A 21,897-nucleotide genomic window follows, 5' to 3' on the forward strand; every position below is an offset into this window, starting at 1 on the left:
CTCGTTGCTCTTGGGGTCGAGCGGCGGCCGCCCTCCCCGGGGCGACGCCAGGACGATCTCCGCACCGGCGTCCTTGAACACGTAGTAGGGGGCGGCAAGCTCCTCCAGCCAGAAGCCGGTCTTTCGGCCCGTGTCTCCGAGCGCGTCGTGCGAGGTCAGTACCATCAGGATCTTCATCGTTGCTGTCCGTCGTCTCGAGGGTTCGAAGGGGCCGGCATGCGCCTCGCCCCTTCGGCTGTCCCCAACATAGGCCGGCGCGAGATATTCAAGAAATTCATCTTTTGGATTTGAGACATTCGTGTAACTACATAACTCGTGCGCTACGATCGCAATTTGCTGCCGATCTTCATCGCGCTCATGGAAGAGCGCAGCGTGACCCGCGCGGCCGAACGTCTAGGCATGACGCAGCCGGCGCTTTCGAACGCGCTGGCGCGGCTGCGGACGACCCTGCAGGACCAGCTCTTCGTCCGCACGCGCTATGGGATCCAGCCCACCCCGATCGCGCTCGAGCTCGCGCCGGTCATCGCGGACGCGCTCGCGAGGATCGACGATGCGGTGCTCGGATAGCAGGACTTCGATCCGGCCGCGTCCGAGCGGCGGCTCACCATCGCGCCGAACGGTTATGCCGAGTTCGTGCTTGCTCCGGCCATCGCCGCCAGGCTCGGCGAGGTGGCTCCCGGCATCCAGCTTCGGCTCACGCCCTACGGCAACGACTTGATCGAGACCGGCGTCACGTCCGGCATCACCGCCTTGGTTCTGGGTCGTATCCCCGATCCGCCGGACAATCTGGTCGTTCAGCATCTCATGGATGACGGTTTCGCCTGCGTGGTGCGGGCGCACCATCCGACGGTCGGCGACAATCTCTCGCGGGAGCGGTTCGCGGGCCTGAAGCACGTGAACGTGCTGCCGCCCGGTCGGCTTCGCGCGGGTCTGTTCGAGGCGCTGGATCGGCAGGATCTCCGACGGGACGTCGCGGTGTCCGTCAGCAGCTTCCTCGCGGTGCCGGAAGTGATCGCGGTCACCGATTACTGCGCGACGCTGCCGCGCCTGATCTGCCAACGTCTTGCCGATGACCCGCGATTGCGAGTGGTGCCGGCACCCGTTGATCTGGGGACCTTCCCGGTCGAGATGGCCTGGCATGTCCGCTATCGCCACGATCCGGCCCATCGTTGGCTGCGGTCGATCATCTCCGAGATCGCGAAGCGATCTTCGGCAGAGCGTTCCTGATCGGATCACGGCAAGGAGCTCGGCCGGCAGGTCAGCCCCGGATGTTGTCAGACGGACTCCGCCCGCGGTTGACCCGCTCCCGTTCGGCCCTCCCGGCGTCACCATCGCCTCGAGGCGTTCGAAGCTGGCGGCCCGGCAGCCAGCTGCCTTCAGACGGATTGCCGCTTCTGCGCGGTCATGACCCGGCAGCACCCCTGCTCCGCGTCCGGGTTTCTGACCTCGCGCATCCTCGGGGCGTGTCCCGTCGTCATGTAGACCAACACGGTCAATGCCAGGAGCACCTTCGAGCTCATTGCCCGCACCCTCATCCTTAAGGGAGGGTGGATAGGATCGATAACCTTTCGCGTTTGTTGCAGTGCGAGAACCCTATCATCCCGGGCGGCCTTTGCTGCCGTCATGGTCAATGAATGGTTTGGCCGGCCCCTGCCCCAACCATCCTTGCAATGCCGAGCTCACCTCCTGATCCCGACATCGTTCGGGAGAGGAAATGCCGGGCGCCATCGCGAGCAGCAGGCGAGAGGGCACCGATGGGTCTGGGCGTGTCGAGCGCGTCTCGGCTGGTTTCCCATTGCGGGCCTGACCCGGATACGCCCGGTTCATCTCGGCGTAACGGCCCTCGCCGATCCTGCCGGCGAGCCAGGTTGCGTATCGGCTCCGTCGTGCCTCCCACACGATGTGCCCCGCCAGCCCGTGATCAGATCGGGCGGCGGGGCTCGCTGGGGGCGTATGGACGGCGCCGGCGACCCGGCGGCCCCTCCTCTGGGCGCAGACCTGGGCTGCTCGATCGGCTCCTTCACCGACCGTTAATCATCCCGGCCCTATCCCGGGGGCATACCGGCCGCGGCGCTGTCGCTGGATCGGATACGGCCACGATGCCGGGATCGGGTGACGCCGGATGTACGCGCACCGGGTTCCAGCTTCCGTGGCCGTTCGCGTATCCGGATCGTGCGAGATCCGCCTCGAGCCTCAGCGTGGCTTGGGCTGAGCACCGGTGGACCAGCCTCGTGCTTGGATGGCTTGCACGAGTTTGGCCTGCATCTCCGGTGTGACGGACTGCATCCACTGTGTCATTCCCGTCATCTGCGCCTGTGCGAGTTGCGGCTGCGCGGCAACCAATCGTCGCCCGGCCGGCGAGGCATAGAAGACCCCGATGGCCTGCAGATCCTCCTTGCCGAGGGCAGCCGCGTAGCTGCGCGCCTGGATGTCGATCAGTTCGTCGTAGCGCGAGGTCAGGACGGGCATCACGACGTCCTGGACGAGCACCTGGGCACGATCGGCCTCCTTGACACCCATCTGCTGAATGAGCCCAACCATCGGTGCGCCCATGGCGGCCAGGACGGTGGTGCGATCACCTTGCATCTGCGCCACGAGGTCCCTGGCAGCCTTGAGGGTGGCCGGGTCCGGTGCTGCCGCGCTGGGGGCCGCACCGGGGCTTGGCTTCGGAGCGGCGGCCGGTTGTGCGAGAGCGGTGCAGGACATGACGGCGCTGAGGCAGAGGCTGGTGACGGTGAGCAGGGGGCGCATGGTCTGATCCGAGTGATAGGGTTGCGGTGGGTCGACTTACACCCTGATCGGCGCGTGATCACGCCGCCCGCGTGAGCGCGGGGCGAGCATTCTGCTCCCCGATCCTGCGCTTCGGTGCCGGAGCGGGTCGAGGCTCATCCGATCGATCGCCCGGGCCAGGGTCGGGGCAGCACCGCGTGGGGGCCAGGAACGAGACCGGCTGCAGCTGTGCCGCGTTGGTCGGATGGCCGAGGATCCGTCGAGGGCTCATCCGGTTGCGCCTCACACGGCCCGTGATCCATCCTTGGACCTCGACATCGATCAAAGCTACCGTCCCGGGAAAGAGAGAAAGCCCATGAGCGCCCCATCAAGAGGACCACAAGAGTGGTCGACCATCATCACGGAAACCTATGCAGCCGGAAGCAAGCCGCCCTTGACCGGCGGACTCATGCAGAGGCTGCATGCCGCTATTCTGGACGCTTGCATCAGGGTGGACAGCCTCGCCGCGTTCACTCACGAGGATGTCGCAGCAATCAACGGCGTGTTGGATCAGTTCGAGGTCGATCTTGATGCGGTCAGCGGTCCGCGGCTTTTTGCCATTGACCCTGCATCGGGTGCCGTGGAGATGGCCCATCGTTCGGAGGCAGGCCATCCGCTACGCGCCTTCGGCGGGCAGTAGGGTGCCCGCCATTCCTGGGTCGTCAGGTCCTCGCCGCGACCTGCTGGCGTCGTCCTCCCGACGCCAGCAGGTCCGGAGCGACACAAAAGACCTTGGTATTTTGTATACAGAGGGTAGGATGCGGACATGAGCCAGCATGATGTCTCCCAGGTGCGCCGCTTCGATCACCCTGGCCGCGGTCGGGCGGATGCCCGTGCCGTTCCCAAAGGCCGGCAAGTCGACACCCAGGCGATCGACGACGTCCGCGCGCTCCTCGGAACCGCGTCGCGCCAGCGCGACCTGCTGATCGAGCACCTGCATCGGATCCAGGATCATTACGGCCAGATCAGCTCGGCCCATCTCGCGGCCCTCGCCGACGAGATGAAGCTCGCCTTCGCGGAGGTCTTCGAGACGGCCACCTTCTACGCGCATTTCGACGTGCGAAAGGAGGGCGATGCCTCCCTACCGGCGCTGACGGTCCGGGTCTGCGACAGCATCACCTGCGCCATGCACGGGGCGGAGCCGCTGCTAGAGGCTCTGAGAGCGGAGCTTGGTCCGGACGTTCGCGTCGTACGGGCCCCCTGCGTCGGCCTGTGCGATCATGCGCCCGCCGTCGAGGTGGGCCACAACTTCCTGCATCGCGCCGACGTCGCGGCCGTGAAGGCGGCGGTCGCGGCCGGCGACACGCACGCCCACCTGCCGAGCTATGTCGATTACGACGCCTATCGCCAAGGCGGCGGCTACCAGACGCTGGATCGGCTGCGGTCGGGCGCGCTCACCGTCGAGACCGTCCTGTCGGTCCTCGACGACGGCTCCCTGCGCGGCCTCGGCGGCGCGGGCTTCCCCACCGGACGCAAGTGGCGCTCCGTGCGCGGCGAGCCGGGGCCCCGCCTCATGGCCGTCAACGGCGATGAGGGCGAGCCCGGCACCTTCAAGGATCAGCACTACCTGAACACGGACCCCCATCGCTTCCTGGAGGGCACGCTGATCGGCGCGCACGTAGTCGAGGCGGAGGACGTCTACCTCTACATCCGGGACGAGTACCCGATCGCGCTGGAGATCCTGGCGCGCGAGATCGCCAGGCTGCCGGAAGGCGGCCCGCGCCTGCACCTGCGGCGCGGCGCCGGGGCCTATATCTGCGGCGAGGAATCCTCTCTCATCGAGTCGATCGAGGGCAAGCGCGGCCTGCCGCGCCACAAGCCGCCCTTCCCCTTCCAGGTCGGCTTGTTCGGTCGCCCGACGCTCATCAACAATGTCGAGACCCTCTACTGGGTCCGCGACCTCCTGGAACGCGGGGCCGAGTGGTGGAAGAGCCACGGCCGCCACGGTCGCGTCGGCCTTCGCTCGTACTCGGTCTCCGGGCGCGTGCGCGAGCCCGGCGTGAAGCTCGCGCCGGCGGGGATCACCGTGCTCGAGCTCATCGAGGAGTATTGCGGCGGCATGGCCGAGGGTCACAGCTTCGCGGCCTACCTGCCCGGCGGCGCCTCCGGCGGCATCCTGCCGGCGACGATGAGCGACATTCCCCTCGATTTCGGCACGCTGGAGAAGTACGGCTGCTTCATCGGGTCGGCGGCCGTCGTCATCCTGTCGGACCGGGACGACGTCCGGGGCGCGGCGCTCAACCTGATGCGCTTCTTCGAGGACGAGTCCTGCGGGCAATGCACGCCCTGCCGGAGCGGCACGCAGAAGGCGCGGATGCTGATGGAGCGGGGCGCCTGGGACACGGAGCTTCTGGGCGAGCTCGCCCAGTGCATGCGCGATGCCTCGATCTGCGGGCTCGGGCAGGCGGCCTCGAACCCGCTCACCAGCGTGATCAAGTTCTTCCCCGACCTCTTTCCGACCCCTCTTCCCCAGGCGGCGGAGTAGGTCGGGCGGCGGATACGGATTGCGTGACACGGAAAGCGCGCCCGGCGCGTTCCTCTGACGAGAAGCGGCCACCTTGCGTAAGCCAGGGCGGCGGGAGCAGGACCCCATGAGCAGCGGCACCCAGAACAGCAATCCCGACGGCACGGATCCGCTCGTCAAGGGCCCGCAGGCCTCGCAGGATGCCGGGGGTAAGGGGCCCGGCACCCCGCCCGAGGCGGGTGGCGCCTACTCGCCGGGCCCGAAATCCGGAGGGCAGGCCGGCCCCGTCGCCAGCGGCACGCTGGGTCTCAAGAACATCCCGGCCGGCATCCCGGGCGTGGTGTTCGAGCTGAACGGCGAGCAGGTCGAGGCGGCTCCCGGCGAGACCATCTGGGCCGTGGCCAAGCGCCTGGGCAACCACATTCCCCACCTCTGCCACAAGCCCGATCCGGGCTACCGGCCCGACGGCAATTGCCGCGCCTGCATGGTCGAGATCGAGGGCGAGCGCGTGCTCGCGGCCTCCTGCAAGCGGGTGCCGGGCGTCGGCATGAAGGTGAAGACGGACAGCGTGCGCGCCGAGAGCGCCCGGGCGATGGTGCTGGAGCTCCTCGTCGCCGACCAGCCGGCCCGCGCGACCTCGCACGACCCGGATTCCCACTTCTGGCACCAGGCCGACCACGTCCATCTCAGCGACAGCCGCTTCCCGACCGCGCCGCGCTGGGAGGCGGATGTCAGCCACCCGGCGATGAGCGTCAACCTCGACGCGTGCATCCAGTGCAATCTCTGCGTCCGCGCCTGCCGCGAGGTGCAGGTCAACGACGTCATCGGCATGGCCTACCGCAGCGCCGGCACCAAGCCCGTGTTCGACTTCGACGATCCCATGGGCCAATCCACCTGCGTCAGCTGCGGGGAATGCGTGCAGGCCTGCCCGACCGGCGCGCTGATGCCGGCCGCCTATCTCGACGCGAACCAGACCCGCGCCGTCTACCCCGACCGCGAGGTGGATTCGCTGTGCCCGTATTGCGGGGTCGGCTGCCAGGTCTCCTACAAGGTCAAGGACGACAGGATCGTCTACGCCGACGGGCGCGACGGACCCGCGAACCACAACCGGCTCTGCGTGAAGGGCCGCTTCGGATTCGACTACATCCAGCACCCGCACCGGCTGACCAAGCCCCTGATCCGCCTCGACAACGTGGCCAAGGACGCCAACGATCAGGTCGATCCGGCCAATCCCTGGACCCATTTCCGCGAGGCCACCTGGGACGAGGCCCTCGACCGGGCGGCCGGCGGTCTCACGCAGATCCGCGACAGCCACGGCCCCCGCGCCCTGGCGGGCTTCGGCTCGGCCAAGGGCTCGAACGAGGAGGCGTACCTCTTCCAGAAGCTTGTGCGGCTGGGCTTCGGCTCGAACAACGTCGACCATTGCACGCGGCTCTGCCACGCCTCGTCGGTCGCAGCCCTGATGGAGGGGCTCAACTCGGGCGCCGTGACCGCGCCGTTCAGCGCGGCGCTGGATGCCGAGGTCATCGTCATCATCGGGGCGAACCCGACCGTCAATCACCCGGTGGCCGCAACCTTCATCAAGAACGCCGTCAAGGACCGCGGCGCCAAGCTGATCGTCATGGATCCGCGCCGGCAGGCCCTGTCGCGCCTCGCCCATCATCACCTCGCCTTCAAGCCCGGCACGGACGTGGCGATGCTGAACGCGATGCTGAACGTCATCGTCGAGGAGCGGCTCTACGACGAGCAGTACATCGCCGGATACACGGAGAACTTCGAGGAGCTGAAGGAGCGCATCCGCGACTTCCCGCCCGAGAAGATGGCGCCCGTCTGCGGCATCGACGCGGAGACCCTGCGCGACGTCGCCCGCCTCTACGCCCGGTCGCGGGCCTCCATCATCTTCTGGGGCATGGGCGTCAGCCAGCACGTGCACGGCACGGACAATTCCCGCTGCCTCATCGCGCTGGCCCTGGTCACCGGCCAGATCGGACGGCCCGGCACCGGGCTCCACCCGCTGCGCGGCCAGAACAACGTGCAGGGGGCCTCCGACGCCGGCCTGATCCCCATGGTCTATCCCGACTACCAATCCGTCGAGAAGGCCGCCGTCCGCGAGCTGTTCGAGAGCTTCTGGGGTCAGTCCCTCGACCGGAAGGCCGGCCTCACGGTCGTCGAGATCATGCGGGCGATCCATGCCGGCACGATCCGGGGCATGTTCGTCGAGGGCGAGAACCCGGCGATGTCCGATCCGGACCTCAACCATGCGCGGCACGCCCTGGCGATGCTTGACCATCTCGTCGTGCAGGATCTCTTCCTGACGGAGACCGCCTTCCACGCCGACGTGGTGCTGCCGGCCTCGGCCTTCGCCGAGAAGGCGGGGACCTTCACCAACACGGATCGGCGCGTGCAGATGGCCCGTCCGGTGGTGCCGCCGCCCGGGGATGCCCGCCAGGATTGGTGGATCATCAAGGAGCTCGCCAACCGCATGGGGCTGTCTTGGACCTACGAGGGTCCCGCCGACATCTTCCGCGAGATGGCCCAGGTGATGCCGTCCCTGAACAACATCACCTGGGAGCGCCTGGAGCGCGAGGGGGCGGTGACCTATCCGGTCGACGCGCCGGATCAGCCTGGCAACGAGATCATCTTCTATGCCGGCTTCCCCACCGAGAGCGGCCGCGCCAGGATCGTGCCCGCCAACATCGTCTCGCCCGACGAGGTGCCCGACACCGAGTTCCCGATGATCCTCTCGACGGGACGCGTGCTCGAACATTGGCACACCGGCTCGATGACCCGTCGTTCCGGCGTGCTGGATGCCCTCGAGCCGGAGGCGGTCGCCCTGATGGCGCCGCGCGAGCTGCATCGCCTCGGCCTCACGGCCGGCGACACCATGCGGCTGGCCACGCGGCGCGGCGCGTTGAACGTGAAGGTCCGCGCCGATCGCGACGTGCCGACCGGCATGATCTTCATGCCGTTCTGCTACGCGGAAGCCGCGGCGAACCTCCTGACGAACCCGGCTCTCGATCCGTTCGGGAAGATCCCCGAGTTCAAGTTCTGCGCGGCGCGGATCGAGGCCATCGAGCGGGCTCCGATCGCGGCCGAGTAGACCACCGATGTCCGCGGACCTGAGCGGCGGCTCGGGAATGGTCTGAGGAGGGGTTCGGCAAGACCGGAAGCGGATGGACGCGTCGTCGACCTGCGTGTCGCCGATGCGTCCAGGCGGCTTTCTCTGGAGAGGCTGACGTCACGCCACCTCGAGTGTTGCCCTAGCCGCCGCAACGGCCGTGAGCCGGAACCTGGGTCGGTGCCGGTGGATTCAATTCCGTCCGTCCCGCGGGCGGACGTGATGGGCGAGTGTGGGGGCTGCTCTCGCGATGGCCAAGCGTCCAACCACGGCGGAACTGTACCAGGCGAAGCTGATCCCTGAGGAGGACGTCGTCGCCGCGGTGGAGGCCTTCATGGCCAATCCGAACACGTCGGCCTTCCTCATGGGCCATGGCTATGCGCTGGATCTTCATGCTGCTGTGGCAGCAAGCCCCTTCGCGCTCGGCGTGCTCGCAACGCCCGACGCCAAGCCGGCTTCCAAGCGTATCGCGGTTCGTACCGCGATCCTGCTCGCGCGACCGGTATAGGCGTGAGCGGGAACGGCGTAGTGGCACCGCGTCCAAGAAGGTCTTGCGGATCGCGGCCTGGGGCGTCTGCAGGCCGCGGAGGTTGCGCATCCCAGGTCCTCGTCGGGTCATCGCTTCGAAGCAGCCGCGATCTCATCCCTGTGGCAGCCCGTCGCCGAAATCCCTCTCTCGTCCGCGCCGGCGACGTTCACATCGGTCGCTTGCTCGAATAATCCGAACGCCGACGCTTGGAGGAACAGTCCCAAAGGAACCTGGGCCGATCCAGTAGATGCGCTTGGCCTGTCGGCGCGAGCTTCGACGAGCAGCTCGCGCAAGTCTTGATGGTAATCCCCGGACGCATCGGCCCCGTGATCATCGAAGTGCCGGTGAGCCTCGACCTCCGTGTGGCGAGCATACGCACGCAGGGGAGGCGATAGCCCGAACAACGATGCGGCACGTCTGCTTCGAGCAGCGCCTCGGCTGAACTCGACGGCGAGGGTGGTCGGGAGCTCAAGGTCCGGTTGCTGCGCATGGCGCCAAGGTCCGGTCGTGGCCTACGGACGCTGACAGGACATAAACGATCGAGCCTTCCCCCCTCGGTCTTTCCGAGGGAACCAGCCAACGCCGGTCCCTGGACGTCGTCCGGGATGACCCATACGGCACGATCACTTGGTCCCACTCCTGCTTGCCCCATCGCCAAGCAGGGGTTGAACTCCCGATGGGCGAGGGACTGGTGGGTGAGGGACTGGGTGGATGGCGGGTGACGGGCGAAGCGGCGCCGACGGGGCCGAGGCGATCTGCCGGTCCCTGCGCCGGGCAATCGTCGAGCGGGCCCTGGCGCCTGGTGACCGGCTGCCCGAGGATGCGCTGGGGGAGCGCTTCGGGGTCAGCCGGACCACCGCGCGGCGGGCGCTCGGGCAGCTTGCCGGCGAGGGCTTGGTGGAGCTGCGCCGCAACCGCATCGCCACCGTGGCGAGTCCGAGCTGGCAGGAGGCGCGCGACACCTTCGAGGTGCGCATCGGCCTGGAGCGCATCGTCGTGCGCCGCCTCGCCGGGCACCTGACCGCGGATCAGCACCGGGCGCTCCTCACCCATATCGAGCAGGAGGAGGCCGCGAGCGGCGGCCCGGAGGCGACGTCGATCCGGCTCGCCACCGAATTCCACCTGCTGCTCGCCGGCATGACCGGCAGCCCCGTCCTCGATCGCTACGTGAGCGAGCTCGGCTATCGCTGCGCGCTGACGCTCTCCCTGTTCAGCCGGCCGCATTCCTCGGATTGCGCCGTGAGCGAGCATCGCGCCATCGTGGCGGCGCTGATGGAGGGGGATGCCGATCGGGCGGCCTCCCTGATGGACCACCATCTCGACGCGGTGGCCGAGCGGGCCCGTATCGTGGCCGAACCGGCGCGAGAGCGCGATCTCGGCCGGCTGCTCGCCCCCTATGTCGAGGCGCCCCCGGGCCGGCGACGCCGAACGGCTTGAGGCTTCACGCCGTAATGCCGTGCCTCGTCAGAAGGCGCTCGGCGCTGTCGTTCCAGACCTCCATCGTGACGATGCGACCCTCCTTCACGGTGAAGCGATCGACGTAGCGGTTGCCCTCGAACGATGTGCCGTCGGGCCATGCCCCGTAGAGCGTGCCGAGGCTGTAGACCGTGGTCGCGTCGGGGCCCGGCACGACATCGAGACGCTCCATCCGCTTCTTCACCCAGGCATAGCGGCCGGCATTGAAGGCCGTGACCTCGCGCGGATGGCGGAAGCGGCGCGCACCGGTGAACACGATCTCGATGCCCGGGGCCATGTAGGTCGCAGCCCTCTCGGGGTCAGGCACCATCGAGGCCTCGAGATAGGCAGTGACGATCTGCGCATCGCGCTGCGCCGCGTCGAGGGTTTCTGTCGAGGTCATCCTGAGGTCTCCGATCTCTGGCGCAAGCAGGCCAAAGTGCATGCAACAAGTGTATGCACTTTGGTGCAAGTCTGGGCACAACGACCCGATCCTTCGCGGTTCGGATCGATATTCTCCCGTGATCGCAAGGCTTAAGCCGGTGGCATAGGGGTTGCTGTGAGGCCCGACAGGAAACGCCCGGAGCCCCTCCCCATGCGCACGCGCTCTCGTCCCGCGATCACCCGCCGTCTCGCGATCGGCACGGCGCTGCTGGCGAGCCTCGCCTTCGCTGGCCCCGCGCAGGCGGCGGAATCCGTGAAGATCGGCCTCGTCACGGCGCTGAGCGGCCAATCGGCCAAGTCCGGCGAGGCGATCTCGCGCGGCATCGGCCTTGCCATCGACGAGATCAACGCCAGGGGCGGCGTGCTCGGACGGCCCCTCGAGCTGGTGGCCCGCGACGACGAGGCGAACCCGTCCAAGGGCGTGCTCGCGGCCCGTGAGCTCATCCAGCGGGTCGGCGTCGTGGCGGTGGTCGGCGGCCTCGACACCCCGGTCTCGATGGCGATCGTGCCCATCGCCAACCAGATGAAGGTGCCCTTCATCGGTCCTTGGGCAGCCGGGACCGGCATCACGCGCAACGGCGCGGCCGACAATTACGCCTTCCGCGTCTCGGCGGTGGATGCCCTCGTCGACGAGGCGCTCGTCGCCTACGCCGTGAAGACCTACGCGGCCAAGAAGCCCGGCATGATCCTGGTCAACAACGCTTGGGGCGAATCGAACCAGCAGGGCCTCACCGCGGCGCTGAAGGCGGCCAACCTGCCCGCCGCCGGCATCGAGAAGTACGAGGCCAGCGACGTCGACATGGTGCCCCAGCTCACCCGCCTGAAGGAGGCGGGCGCCGACACCCTGTTCCTCGTCGGCAATGTCGGCCCCTCGGCGCAGGTGGTGAAGTCCCTCGACCGCATGGGCTGGACCGTCCCGGTGGTCTCGCATTGGGGGCCTGCCGGCGGTCGCTTCGACGAGCTCGCGGGCCCGAGCGCCGCCAAGGTCCACTTCATCCAGACCTTCACCTTCGCCGGAAACGCCTCGCCGAAGGCGAGTGCCGTCCTCGACGCGCTCAAGAAGAAGTACCCGGCGATCAAGTCGATGGCCGACGTGACGCCGGCGGTCGGCATCGCCAATGCCTACGACGCCACGCATCTCCTCGCGCTGGCGATCACGGCGGCCGGCGCGACGGAGGGGCCGAAGGTCCGCGACGCCTTCTACAAGGTCGGTCGCTACGAGGGTCTGATCAAGACCTACGACAACCCCTTCGCTCCCGGCCAGCACGATGCCCTGGGCCCGCAGGACTATGTCTTCACCCGCTTCCAGAACGGCGAGATCGTCGCGGTCACGAACTGAGCCCCCGCGATCGAACGACGGCCGAAAGTTTCGCGCCGAGGAGAGGCGAGATGCGATGCTGACCGGCACCCTCGTGACCGGCCTCGGGCTCGGCAGCATGTACGGGCTGATCGCGCTGGGCTTCCACATCACCTACGCGGTCTCCGGCACGGTGAACTTCGCGCAGGGCAGCGCGGTGACGCTCGGGGCCGTGCTCGGCTATGCCTTCGCCGTCACCCTCGGCTGGCCGATGCCGCTGGCCTTCGCCGGCGCGCTCGCGGGCTGCGCCCTCCTCGGCCTCGCCGTGGAGCGGCTGCTGGTCCGGCCCTTCGTCGAGCGCGGCTCCGACGCCTGGCTGCTGGCCACGGTGGCCGGCGGCATCGTCCTCGACAACGCCATGCTCTTCACCTTCGGCAAGGAGCCGCGCAGCCTGCCCTCCCCACTGGCCGCGAAGCCCGTCGAGATCCTCGGCGCGGGCGTCTACCCGCTGCAGCTCGTGATCCCCGTGGTCGGCCTGGGCGCAGCCTACGCCATCCGGACGGTGTTTCGGCGGACCGATCTCGGACGCGTCCTCCTGGCGGTCGCCCAGAACGCCGATGCCGCCCGGCTGATGGGCATCGATGTGCGTCGCACCGTGGCCTGCGCCTTCGCGCTCTCGGCCCTGCTCGCCGGCATGGCGGGCTTGCTGATCGCGCCCCTCTTCTCGGTCTCCGCCGAGATGGGAACGCTGTTCGGGATCAAGGCCTTCGCGGTGGCGATCCTGGGCGGCATCGGCTCGGCCACCGGCGTCGTGCTGGCGGGCCTCCTCTACGGGCTGGTCGAGGCCGGCGTCACCACGACCCTCGGCTCCACCTACACCCAGCTCGTCGTGTTCTCGGTGATCATCCTGGCCCTCGCGCTGCGCCCGGACGGGTTGCTCGGCCGCGCGGCCGTCAACAAGGTCTGAGCCGATGCGGCGCGAAGCGGCGATGTCCATCGGCCTCGCGGCCCTGACTTTTGCCGCCCTCGGCCTGATCGCCGCGACGAGCGGCTACAGCCACTTCGTCATCGCGCTCGTCGCCCTCACCACCATCGCCGGCACCGGCCTCAACGTGCTCCTCGGGCTCACGGGGCTGATCTCGTTCGGGCACGCGGGCTTCTACGCGATCGGCGCCTATGCCAGCGCGATCCTCACCCTGTCAGGCCTCAGCTTCTGGCTGGCCCTGCCGGCCGCCGCAGGGGTGTCGGCCCTCGTCGGGGCCCTCCTCGCCGTGCCGGCGATGCGGGTGAAGGGTCCCTACCTCGCGATGGTGACGATCGCCTTCGGCTTCCTCGTCGAGCACGGGCTCATCGAGGGCGGCGCGGTGACGGGCGGCCAGAACGGCCTCGTCGTCGCGACCGGCCCGAGCCTGTTCGGCTTCATCCTGACGGAACGCGAGCTCGCGATCCTCTCCGTCATCGGGGCCGGGCTCAGCCTGTGGGGCTTCCACATCCTCGCCCAGAGCCGCCTCGGCCGCGCCATGCGCGCGGTGCGGGACGCGGATGTCGCGGCCTCCTCGCTCGGTTTCGATCCCGTCCGGGTGAAGACCCTGGCCTTCGCGATCTCGGCGGCCCTGACCGGCCTCGCCGGGGCGATCCTGCCGCCGCTGATGCTCTTCATCGCCCCGAGCTCGTTCCCGTTCTCGCAATCGATCCTGTTCGTGCTCTCCGTCGTGGTGGGCGGGGCCGGCACGGTGCTCGGCCCCCTGTTCGGCGCGCTGGTCACCGTGCTCCTGCCCGAGACGCTCGCGGGCCTCGCCGAATACCGCCTGCTCTTCTTCGGCCTCGCCACCCTCGTGGTGCTCTGGCTGGTCCCCTCCGGGATCGTCGGCAGCTTGGCGCACCTGCTGCCGCGCGAGGCCGATCGCCGTCCGCCGCCGGCCGGGGAGATCGGCGGCTTCCTCGCCCGCGCGGATGGCCAATCCCTGCGGGTCGAGGGGATCGGCATCGCCTTCGGCGGCATCCGCGCGGCCGAGGGGGTTTCGCTGACGGCAGAGCCCGGCCGGATCACCAGCGTGATCGGCCCGAACGGGGCGGGCAAGACCACCCTGCTCAACGTCGTCTCGGGTTTCTACCGACCCGATGCCGGCACGATCCACCTCGGCGAGCGGCAGCTCGCGGGCCTCGCCTCCCACCGGATCGCCCGGGCCGGGATCGCGCGCACCTACCAGACGACGCGCCTCTTCGCCTCGCTCAGCGTGCTCGACAACGTCCGCCTCGCCTTCGAGCCGGGCCGGCTCGTCCGCCGCGGTGGTTCGAGCGACGCGGAGCGGGCCGCCGCGCTCCTCGCCTTCGCCGGCTATGCCGGACCCCTCGACCGCCCCGCGGGCGACCTGCCCCATGTCGACCGGCGCCTCGTCGAGATCGCCCGGGCGCTCGCCGGACGGCCGCGCGTGCTCCTCCTCGACGAGCCCGCCGCCGGCCTGACCCGCGTCGACACGGACCGTCTAGGCGGATTGCTGCGCCGCATCGCCGACTGCGGGATCTGCGTGGTGCTCGTCGAGCACGACATGCCGCTGGTGATGGGCGTCTCCGACCACGTCCTCGTCATGGACGCGGGGCGGCCGATCGCGAACGGTCCGCCGACGATCGTCCGGCGCGACCCGGCGGTGCTGCGCGCCTATCTCGGCGGTGCCGACACGCCGGCCCGTCCCCGCGCGGCGCCCTGGAGGGGACCGGCCGACGCGGTGCTCTCCGCCCTCGAACTGACCGCCGGCTACGGTGCGGCGCCCGTCCTCGACCGCCTCTCCCTCGACGTGCGGCCGGGCGAGACCGTGGCGCTGCTCGGCGCCAACGGCGCCGGCAAGTCGACGGCGATGCGGGCGCTTTCAGGGCTGCTGCGGCCCGTCTCCGGCTCGGTGATCCTCGAGGACAGCGCGATTTCTGGGCTGCCCGCCCATGCCATCGCGCGCCGCGGCCTCGTCCTAGTGCCCGAAGGCCGTCAGGTCTTCCCGGAGCTCACCATCGTCGAGAACATCCGCCTCGGTGCCCACGGCCGCGGTTCCATCGACCCGGCGGAGGTCGAGGCGCTCCTCGACCGTTTTCCCCGCCTGCGCGAGCGGGCGGGGAGCCGGGCTGGCCTGCTGTCGGGCGGCGAGCAGCAGATGCTCGCCATCGCCCGCGGCCTGATGGCCCGGCCGCGAATCCTTCTCCTCGACGAACCCTCGCTCGGCCTCGCGCCGGCGATGATCAACACCCTCTACGCGGTGATCGCCGAGTTGCGGGACCAGGGCGTCACCATCCTGATCGTCGACCAGATGGCCGCACTCGCCCTGACTGTCGCCGACCGCGGCTACGTTCTGGAGCAGGGCCGCGTCGTGACAATGGGGAGCGCGGCCGACCTCGCCGCGGACAAGGGGCTCGAGGCGGCTTATCTCGGGGCGGCGTGAGCGCGGGCGAGCCCTGATCACGGATGGGAACGATGGACGCATCGAACGGACAGGCATCAACGGGACATGCATCGAGGGGACATGGCCGCTACGGCTACAGCGCCCTGCCCCACCGGCCGGTCTACGATTGGCCGGGAGCAAAGCGCCTCGCGGTCTACCTCGCCCTCAACCTCGAGACCTTCGAGTTCGGCGGCGGCCTCGGGGCCGAGCTGGCCCCCGGCGGGCCGCAGCCGGACGTCCTCAACTACGCCTGGCGCGATTGGGGCAACCGGGTCGGGGCCTGGCGCATGAAGGAGACCTTCGACGCGCTCAGGCTGCCCGCCAGCGTGCTGGTCAACAGCCGCCTCTACGCCGATTGCCCCGGTCTCGTCGAAGCCTTCCGGACCCGCGGCGACGAGATCGTGGCCCACGGGCGTACGAACGCCGAGCGCCAGGGCGTTCTCGACGAGGCGGAGGAGCGCGCCCTTATCGCCGAGGCGACCGCGATCCTGACACGCGAGGAGGGACGGGCGCCGGCCGGCTGGCTCGGGCCCTGGATCTCGCAATCGACGGTGACGCCTGACCTCCTGGCCGAGGCCGGCTACCGCTACCTCCTCGACTGGGCGCACGACGACCAGCCGGTCTGGTTCGCGACGCGGGGCGGCGGCCGCATCCTCTCGGTGCCCTACCCGCAGGAGCTCAACGACATCCCGGCGATCGTCGCCCGCAAGGACAGCCCGGCGCAGTTCGCCGACGCCATCGTGGCGGCCTTCGACGAGATGCGGGAGCAATCCGTGAGCGCGCCGCTGGTCATGGGCATCGCGCTCCACCCCTACATCGTCGGCCAGCCGCACCGGCTGCGTCCCTTGCGCAGGGCGCTCGCCCACATCGCCGATCACCGCGACGCAATCTGGCCGACCACCGCCGGCGCCATCGCCGCCTACGCCGCCGAACTCCCCAACCTACCGGCATGAGCCCCGGCAGCAGGCCGGCACCGAGAACTCAGTACCCGAGGGCGCTGCCGTCCTTGCGCGGATCGGAGCCGGCCACCAGCGTGCCGCTCGCCTGATCGATCCAGACGATCTGGCCGCTGCCGAGCGGGATCGGCGCCCGGGCGACCGCGTGCCCGCGGGCGATCAGCCCCGCGTCGAGATCGCCCGAGAACCCCGCCTCCAGCTCGACCAAGCCGCCGAAGGCGAAGCTGCGCGGCGCGTCCAACGCCTCCTGAACGTCGAGGCCGCGGTCGATGAGGCCGGTGAGCAGCTCGACATGCCCCATCGCCTGGTAGTGCCCGCCCATCACGCCGAACGGCGCCACCGCCCGGCCGTCCCGCATCAGCATGCCCGGGATGATCGTGTGCATCGGCCGCTTGCCGGGCGCGATGGTGTTGGGGTGGCCCGGCTCGATCCGGAACGACAGGCCGCGATTGTGCAGGAGCACGCCGCTCTCGGGCGCCGTGATGGCGCTGCCGAAGCCCTGGAACAGCGAGTTGATGAAGGAGATCGCGTTGCCGTCGCGGTCGACCACGCAGAGGTAGATCGTGTCCTTGTGCTGCGCGACCTCGGGCCAGAGCACCGGCGCCTGGGCCCGGGCCATGTCGATGGCCCCGTGCGCGCTCGCCCGCCAGGCGTCCGACAGAAGCTGCTCCACGGGCACGCTGCTCAGTATGGGATCGGCGAAGAGCGCGTCGCGATGGTGGTAGGCCTGCTTGCAGGCCTCCGCGAAGAGGTGGACCCGGTCGGTCTGCGACAGCGATCCGATGTCGTGATGCGCGAGCACGTTGAGCATCATGAGCGCGGCGAGCCCCTGGCCGTTGGGCGGGCACTCGTAGACGTCGTAGCCGCGATAGCGGGTGGTGATCGGGGTCACGAAGTCGGGCGCGGCGCCCGCGAAATCCTCCAGCGTGTGCAGGCCGCCGAGCGAGCGCAGCTTGGCGACCATGTCCTGCGCCACCGGCCCCTCGTAGAAGCCGCGCCGGCCCTGCTCGGCGATGCGCCGCAGGGTCTGGGCGAGCTTGGGATGGCGCATGATCGTGCCGGCCCGGGGCGCCTCCCCGTCGATGAGGTAGGTCGCCGCCGAATCCGGATCGCTGCCGATCCTGTCGCGGTTGCGCGCCCAGTCGAAGGCGACGCGGGATTGGACGACGTATCCGGTCTCGGCAAAGCCGATGGCCGGCTGCAGCACCTCGCCGAGGCTCATCGTCCCGTGGGCGGCGATCAAGGCCTCCCAGGCGGCGATGGCGCCGGGCACCGTCACCGCATGGGGCGATGTCGGCTCGATCGTGATCCCCCGCTCCAGGTACCAGGCGTCATGCGCGGCCGCGGGGGCGCGTCCCGAGCCGTTCAGGGCGATGGGCACCGCGGCGCCCTTGGGCGTGTAGAGGGCGAAGCAATCGCCGCCGATGCCGGTCATCAGCGGGTCGACGACGCATTGCACGGCGCAGGCGGCGATGGCGGCGTCGACCGCGTTGCCGCCCCGGCGCAGGGTGTCGATGGCGGTGAGCGTGGAGAGGGGATGCGAGGTCGCGACCGCCGCGTTGGCGGCGTGGACGGGCGAGCGCCCGGGCAGCGCAAAATCCCTCATGTCGTCCTCTCCTGTTGTCTCGTGAATGGTTCGTCTGGCACCGCTCAGCCGGCCGCACTCTGCGCGACCCAGTGCCCGGGGGCCACTTCGGTCAGGTCGTGACCCGTCTCCGACGATGGCGGCGCGGTGAGGCCGATCGCCGAGACGCGCTGGCGCTCGACGACCGGATCGGGGACCGGGACGGCCGCGAGCAGTCGCCGGGTATAGGGGTGGCGCGGGTCGCCGTAGAGGGTCTCGCTGTCGGCCATCTCGACGATGCGACCCCGCCACAGCACCGCGACCCGGTGGCAGAGATAGCGCACCATCCGCAGGTCGTGCGAGATGAAGAGGTAGGACAACCCCAGCTCGTCCTGCAGGTCCTGAAGCAGGTTCACCACCTGCGCCTGGATCGAGACGTCCAGCGCCGCGATCGGCTCGTCCGCCACGATGAAGCGGGGCTTGAGCGCGATCGCGCGGGCGATGCAGATGCGCTGGCGCTGGCCGCCGGAGAACTGATGCGGATAGCGGCGCGCGAAGCGCGGATCGAGGCCGACCCGCTCGAACAGCCCGGCCACCTCGTCGCGCAATTCGGCCCGGCTCCGGCCAGTGTCGTGGAGCAGGAGCGGCTCCATCACGTAAGCGCCGGCATTCATGCGTGGGTTCAGCGCGGAATAGGGGTCCTGGAACACCATCTGGATGTGGCGGCGCATGCCTCGCATCTCGCGGGCCGACAGGCGCGCGAGGTCGGTGCCCTGGAACGCGACGGTGCCCGACGTGGGCGGGTTCAGCATCGTCACCGCGCGCCCGATCGTCGACTTGCCCGAGCCGGATTCGCCGACGAGACCGAGCGTCTCGTTGGGCCGGATGTCGAAGCTGACGTCGTGGACCGCCTTGAACACGGAGGCCGTACCGCCCCACCAGGAACGCAGGGGATAGTGCTTGCTGAGGTTGCGCACCGACAGGAGCGGATAGGGCGCGGCCCTCGTCATGGCGCGGCCCGCTCGCGCGCCAGCAGTCCGCGCAGGTCGTACCAGGCGGCGACGAGGTGGCCGGGGGCGGCGCCCGGTGCCTGGGCCAGCGGCGGCGCCTCGCGGAAGCAGCGCTCGGTGGCGTAGCGGTTGCGCGGCGCGAAGGGATCGCCGACCGGTGGATCGCGCATGTCGGGCGGCGCGCCCTCGATCGGCTGAAGCCGCCGCCCCTTGGTGCCGCCCGCAAGGTCCGGCAGCGAGCGCAGAAGGCCCAGCGTGTAGGCGCTGCGCGGGTCGGCGAAGAGGTCGTCCACCGGGCCGCGCTCCAGGATGCGCCCGGCATACATCACCTGCACCGTGTCGGCGATGCCGGCCACCACCCCGAGATCGTGGGTGATCCACACGATCGCCATCCCGATCTCGCGCTTCAATTCGCGCACGAGCCCGATGATCTCGGCCTGGATGGTGACGTCTAGCGCCGTGGTCGCCTCGTCGGCGATGAGGAGCTTCGGCTTGCACGCGATGGCGATGGCGATCATCACCCGCTGGCGCTGTCCGCCGGAGAATTCGTGCGGGTATTGGTCGAGCCGGCGGGCCGCGTCGGGAATGCGCACGAGGTCGAGGAGCTCGAGGGCGCGGCGCCGCGCCGCCGCGCCGTCCAGCCCGAGATGGATGCGCAGCGGCTCGACGATCTGCGCCGCCACCGTCATCGCCGGGTTGAGCGAGCTCATCGGGTCCTGGAACACGAAGCCGATCTCGCCGCCCCGAACCCGGCGCAACGCCCGGTCGTCGAGGGTGAGAAGGTCGCGGCCCTGGAACAGCACCTCGCCCCGCTCGATGCGGCCGGGCGGCATCGGGATGAGGCCGAGCATCGCCAGCACGTGCACGCTCTTGCCGGATCCCGACTCCCCCACGATCCCGAGGGTCTCCCCCTCGGAGAGCGCGTAGGAGATGCCGTTGACGGCGTGGACCGTGCCGCCGTCGCTGGCGAAGGCCACCGTGAGGTCGCGGATGTCGAGGAGCGGGACCCCCATGTCAGCGCCTCTGCCGCGGGTCGAGGGCGTCGCGCAGGCCGTCGCCGAGCAGGTTGAAGGACAGCACGGCGACGAAGATCGACACGCCCGGCCAGATCGCCATCCAGGGAGCCTGATCGAGGAAGTTCTTGGCGACGTTGAGCATCGACCCCCAGGAGGGGGCGGGCGGCTGCTGGCCGAGGCCGAGGAAGGACAGGCTCGCCTCCGCGATGATCGCCGCCGCGATGGTGAGCGTCGCCTGGACGAGGATCGCGGGCACGATGTTGGGCAGGATGTGGCGCAGCGCGATCCGCCAGGGCGGGTTGCCGACCGCGCGCGCCGCCTCGATGAATTCCTCCGCCTTGATCGCCAGCACCTGCGCCCGGGAGAGGCGCACGAAGATCGAGGTCGCCGACAGGCCGATCGCCACCATGGCGTTGGTGAGGCTTGGGCCGAGGAAGGCGGCCAGCGCGATGGCGAGGATCAGGAAGGGGATGGCGAGCAGGGCGTCGGTCAGGCGCATGATCGCGCCGTCGACGATGCCGCCGGCATAGCCCGCGAGCAGGCCGAGCGGCAGACCGAGGACGACGGCGAGCGCGACGGAGGTCAGGCCCGCCGCGAGCGAGGCCCGCGCCCCGTGGATGATGCGGGCGAGCAGATCGCGTCCGACCTCGTCGGTGCCGAACGGGTGCTCAAGGCTCGGCGGGGAGCGGACCGCCCCCCAATCCGTCGCGAAGGGGTCGTAGGGCGCGATCACGTCGGCCAGCGCCGCGATGGCGACGAGCGCCACGACGAAGGCAAGGCCGACGACGGCGCTCGGACGTTCCAGGAACCTGAGCCAGACTTCGCGCAGGGGTCCGGCCTCGGGCTTCTCGACCCGGGGCGTCGTCGGTTTCGCGCCGGCTGCCGCGGTCCCCGCATTCATGCCCGGCGCAGCTTCGGGTTCACGAGGAAATAGGCCACGTCCGCCATCAGGTTGAGCACGATGTAGGTCGTCGCCGTGCAGATCACGACACCCTGCACGGTCGCGTAATCGCGGTTGAACACGGCGTCGACCATCAGCTTGCCGAAGCCCGGGACGGAGAAGATCTGCTCGGTGAGGACAGCGCCAGAGAGAAGCTGGCCGAATTCCAGCGCGCCCAGCGTGATGATCGGCACGGCCGCGTTGCGCAGACAGTGGCGCAGGATGACGGCGAGCGGTGCGACCCCCTTCGCGCGTGCGGTGCGCACGTAATCGCTCTGAAGGACCTGCAGCATTGCCGCGCGGGTGTGGCGCATCATCACCGCCGCGATGGCGTTGCCGAGCACGAAGGCCGGCATGATCATCGCCTTGAGGTTCTCGATCAGGCTCTCGCTCGGCGGCACGTAGCCCGAGGCCGGCAACCAGCCGAGATAGACCGAGAAGAACAGGATCATCATGATCCCGAGCCAGAAATTGGGGATCGAGAGACCCCACAGCGCGATGCCGTTGGCCACGTAATCCGCGGTCTGGCCCTGCTTCACCGCCGAGAGGACGCCCATCGGCACGCCGATGATCAGCGCGATCAGCATCGCCATGCAGGCGAGCTGGAGCGTCACGGGCAGCTTCTCGGCCACGAGGTCGAGGACCGGCTTCTGCAGCCGGATCGACTCGCCGAGGTCGCCCTGCAGCACGCCCTTGGCCCACAGAACGTAGCGCACCGGCAGGGGCCGATCGAGGTGGTACTTTTCGCGGATGAAGGCGATCACCTCGGGGTCCCGCTCCTCGCCCGACAGCGCGGTCGCGGTGTCGCCCGGCAGCAATTGCTGCAGGGCGAAGATGATCATCGAGGCGATCACCAGGGTCGGCACCGCGATGGCAAGGCGGCGGGCGAGGAATCGCAGCATGGGAC

16 protein-coding genes and 2 pseudogenes are annotated in these 21,897 nt (G+C 69.5%); 10 read left to right on the forward strand and 8 right to left on the reverse strand.

Annotation, left to right across the window (positions count from 1 at the left end):
• Positions 1-177 (reverse strand): annotated as a pseudogene (locus tag MFF55_RS17715) (type 1 glutamine amidotransferase domain-containing protein); the annotation flags it as partial.
• 138 nt (positions 178-315) lie between these two features.
• Here MFF55_RS17715 and MFF55_RS17720 point away from each other — a divergent pair.
• Positions 316-1,227, forward strand: a pseudogene (locus tag MFF55_RS17720) (LysR family transcriptional regulator).
• A 966-nt stretch (positions 1,228-2,193) separates the two neighbouring features.
• On the opposite strand, the gene MFF55_RS17725 reads toward MFF55_RS17720, so the two are convergent.
• Positions 2,194-2,751, reverse strand: coding sequence for a DUF2059 domain-containing protein (locus MFF55_RS17725; protein ID WP_238245430.1), 558 nt, complete (start codon positions 2,749-2,751; stop codon positions 2,194-2,196).
• Between the two features lie 283 nt (positions 2,752-3,034).
• On the opposite strand from MFF55_RS17725, the gene MFF55_RS17730 reads away from it, so the two are divergent.
• The 5 genes from MFF55_RS17730 to MFF55_RS17750 all read left to right on the forward strand — a co-directional run bounded on the left by MFF55_RS17730 (position 3,035) and on the right by MFF55_RS17750 (position 10,317).
• On the forward strand, positions 3,035-3,409 hold the full coding sequence (locus MFF55_RS17730; protein ID WP_238245431.1) for a hypothetical protein: 375 nt from the start codon (positions 3,035-3,037) through the stop codon (positions 3,407-3,409).
• Positions 3,410-3,535: 126 nt separating this feature from the next.
• The gene (locus MFF55_RS17735; RefSeq protein WP_238245432.1) at positions 3,536-5,254 is read left to right on the forward strand and encodes an NAD(P)H-dependent oxidoreductase subunit E; all 1,719 of its coding nucleotides are present in this window, start codon (positions 3,536-3,538) and stop codon (positions 5,252-5,254) included.
• 106 nt (positions 5,255-5,360) lie between these two features.
• Positions 5,361-8,333 (forward strand): formate dehydrogenase subunit alpha, encoded by a 2,973-nt coding sequence (fdhF, locus tag MFF55_RS17740; RefSeq protein ID WP_373874828.1) that lies wholly within the window; start codon positions 5,361-5,363, stop codon positions 8,331-8,333.
• A 268-nt stretch (positions 8,334-8,601) separates the two neighbouring features.
• Positions 8,602-8,859 (forward strand): hypothetical protein, encoded by a 258-nt coding sequence (locus MFF55_RS17745; RefSeq protein WP_238245433.1) that lies wholly within the window; start codon positions 8,602-8,604, stop codon positions 8,857-8,859.
• 732 nt (positions 8,860-9,591) lie between these two features.
• Entirely contained in the window at positions 9,592-10,317 is a 726-nt protein-coding gene (locus tag MFF55_RS17750; RefSeq protein WP_238245434.1) for a GntR family transcriptional regulator, read from the forward strand.
• Positions 10,318-10,321: 4 nt separating this feature from the next.
• On the opposite strand, the gene MFF55_RS17755 is transcribed toward MFF55_RS17750, so the two are convergent.
• The gene (locus MFF55_RS17755; protein ID WP_238245435.1) at positions 10,322-10,738 is read right to left on the reverse strand and encodes a nuclear transport factor 2 family protein; all 417 of its coding nucleotides are present in this window, start codon (positions 10,736-10,738) and stop codon (positions 10,322-10,324) included.
• A 192-nt stretch (positions 10,739-10,930) separates the two neighbouring features.
• Here MFF55_RS17755 and MFF55_RS17760 point away from each other — a divergent pair, with 192 nt between their 5' ends.
• Genes MFF55_RS17760 through MFF55_RS17775 form a run of 4 tightly spaced genes read left to right on the forward strand, consistent with a single transcriptional unit; the run spans position 10,931 to position 16,457 of the window.
• Positions 10,931-12,118, forward strand: a complete 1,188-nt coding sequence (locus MFF55_RS17760) for an ABC transporter substrate-binding protein (protein WP_238245436.1) — start codon at positions 10,931-10,933, stop codon at positions 12,116-12,118.
• 55 nt (positions 12,119-12,173) lie between these two features.
• Positions 12,174-13,043: a branched-chain amino acid ABC transporter permease gene (locus MFF55_RS17765; protein ID WP_238245437.1), complete on the forward strand. Its 870-nt coding sequence runs from the start codon at positions 12,174-12,176 to the stop codon at positions 13,041-13,043.
• Between the two features lie 22 nt (positions 13,044-13,065).
• Entirely contained in the window at positions 13,066-15,504 is a 2,439-nt protein-coding gene (locus MFF55_RS17770; RefSeq protein ID WP_238245438.1) for a branched-chain amino acid ABC transporter ATP-binding protein/permease, read from the forward strand.
• A 32-nt stretch (positions 15,505-15,536) separates the two neighbouring features.
• Positions 15,537-16,457: a polysaccharide deacetylase family protein gene (locus tag MFF55_RS17775; RefSeq protein WP_238245439.1), complete on the forward strand. Its 921-nt coding sequence runs from the start codon at positions 15,537-15,539 to the stop codon at positions 16,455-16,457.
• Positions 16,458-16,485: 28 nt separating this feature from the next.
• On the opposite strand, the gene MFF55_RS17780 is transcribed toward MFF55_RS17775, so the two are convergent.
• Genes MFF55_RS17780 through MFF55_RS17800 form a run of 5 tightly spaced genes read right to left on the reverse strand, consistent with a single transcriptional unit; the run spans position 16,486 to position 21,892 of the window.
• Complete coding sequence (locus tag MFF55_RS17780) at positions 16,486-18,066, reverse strand: gamma-glutamyltransferase family protein (protein ID WP_238245440.1); 1,581 nt, start codon at positions 18,064-18,066, stop codon at positions 16,486-16,488.
• A gap of 44 nt (positions 18,067-18,110) precedes the next feature.
• Positions 18,111-19,034, reverse strand: coding sequence for an ABC transporter ATP-binding protein (locus MFF55_RS17785; RefSeq protein ID WP_238245441.1), 924 nt, complete (start codon positions 19,032-19,034; stop codon positions 18,111-18,113).
• The gene (locus tag MFF55_RS17790; RefSeq protein WP_238245442.1) at positions 19,031-20,047 is read right to left on the reverse strand and encodes an ABC transporter ATP-binding protein; all 1,017 of its coding nucleotides are present in this window, start codon (positions 20,045-20,047) and stop codon (positions 19,031-19,033) included. The genes MFF55_RS17785 and MFF55_RS17790 overlap by 4 nt, the downstream gene beginning before the upstream one ends.
• Before the next feature lies 1 nt (position 20,048).
• Positions 20,049-20,951 carry an ABC transporter permease gene (locus tag MFF55_RS17795; RefSeq protein WP_238245443.1) on the reverse strand — a complete coding sequence of 301 codons (903 nt, stop codon included), beginning with the start codon at positions 20,949-20,951 and terminating at the stop codon, positions 20,049-20,051.
• A complete protein-coding gene (locus MFF55_RS17800; protein WP_238245444.1) occupies positions 20,948-21,892 on the reverse strand; it encodes an ABC transporter permease in 945 nt (314 codons plus the stop codon). The genes MFF55_RS17795 and MFF55_RS17800 overlap by 4 nt, the downstream gene beginning before the upstream one ends.
• Positions 21,893-21,897: the final 5 nt, after the last annotated feature.

It is taken from the genome of Methylobacterium iners (genome assembly GCF_022179305.1).
GTDB classification, from domain to species: domain Bacteria; phylum Pseudomonadota; class Alphaproteobacteria; order Rhizobiales; family Beijerinckiaceae; genus Methylobacterium; species Methylobacterium iners.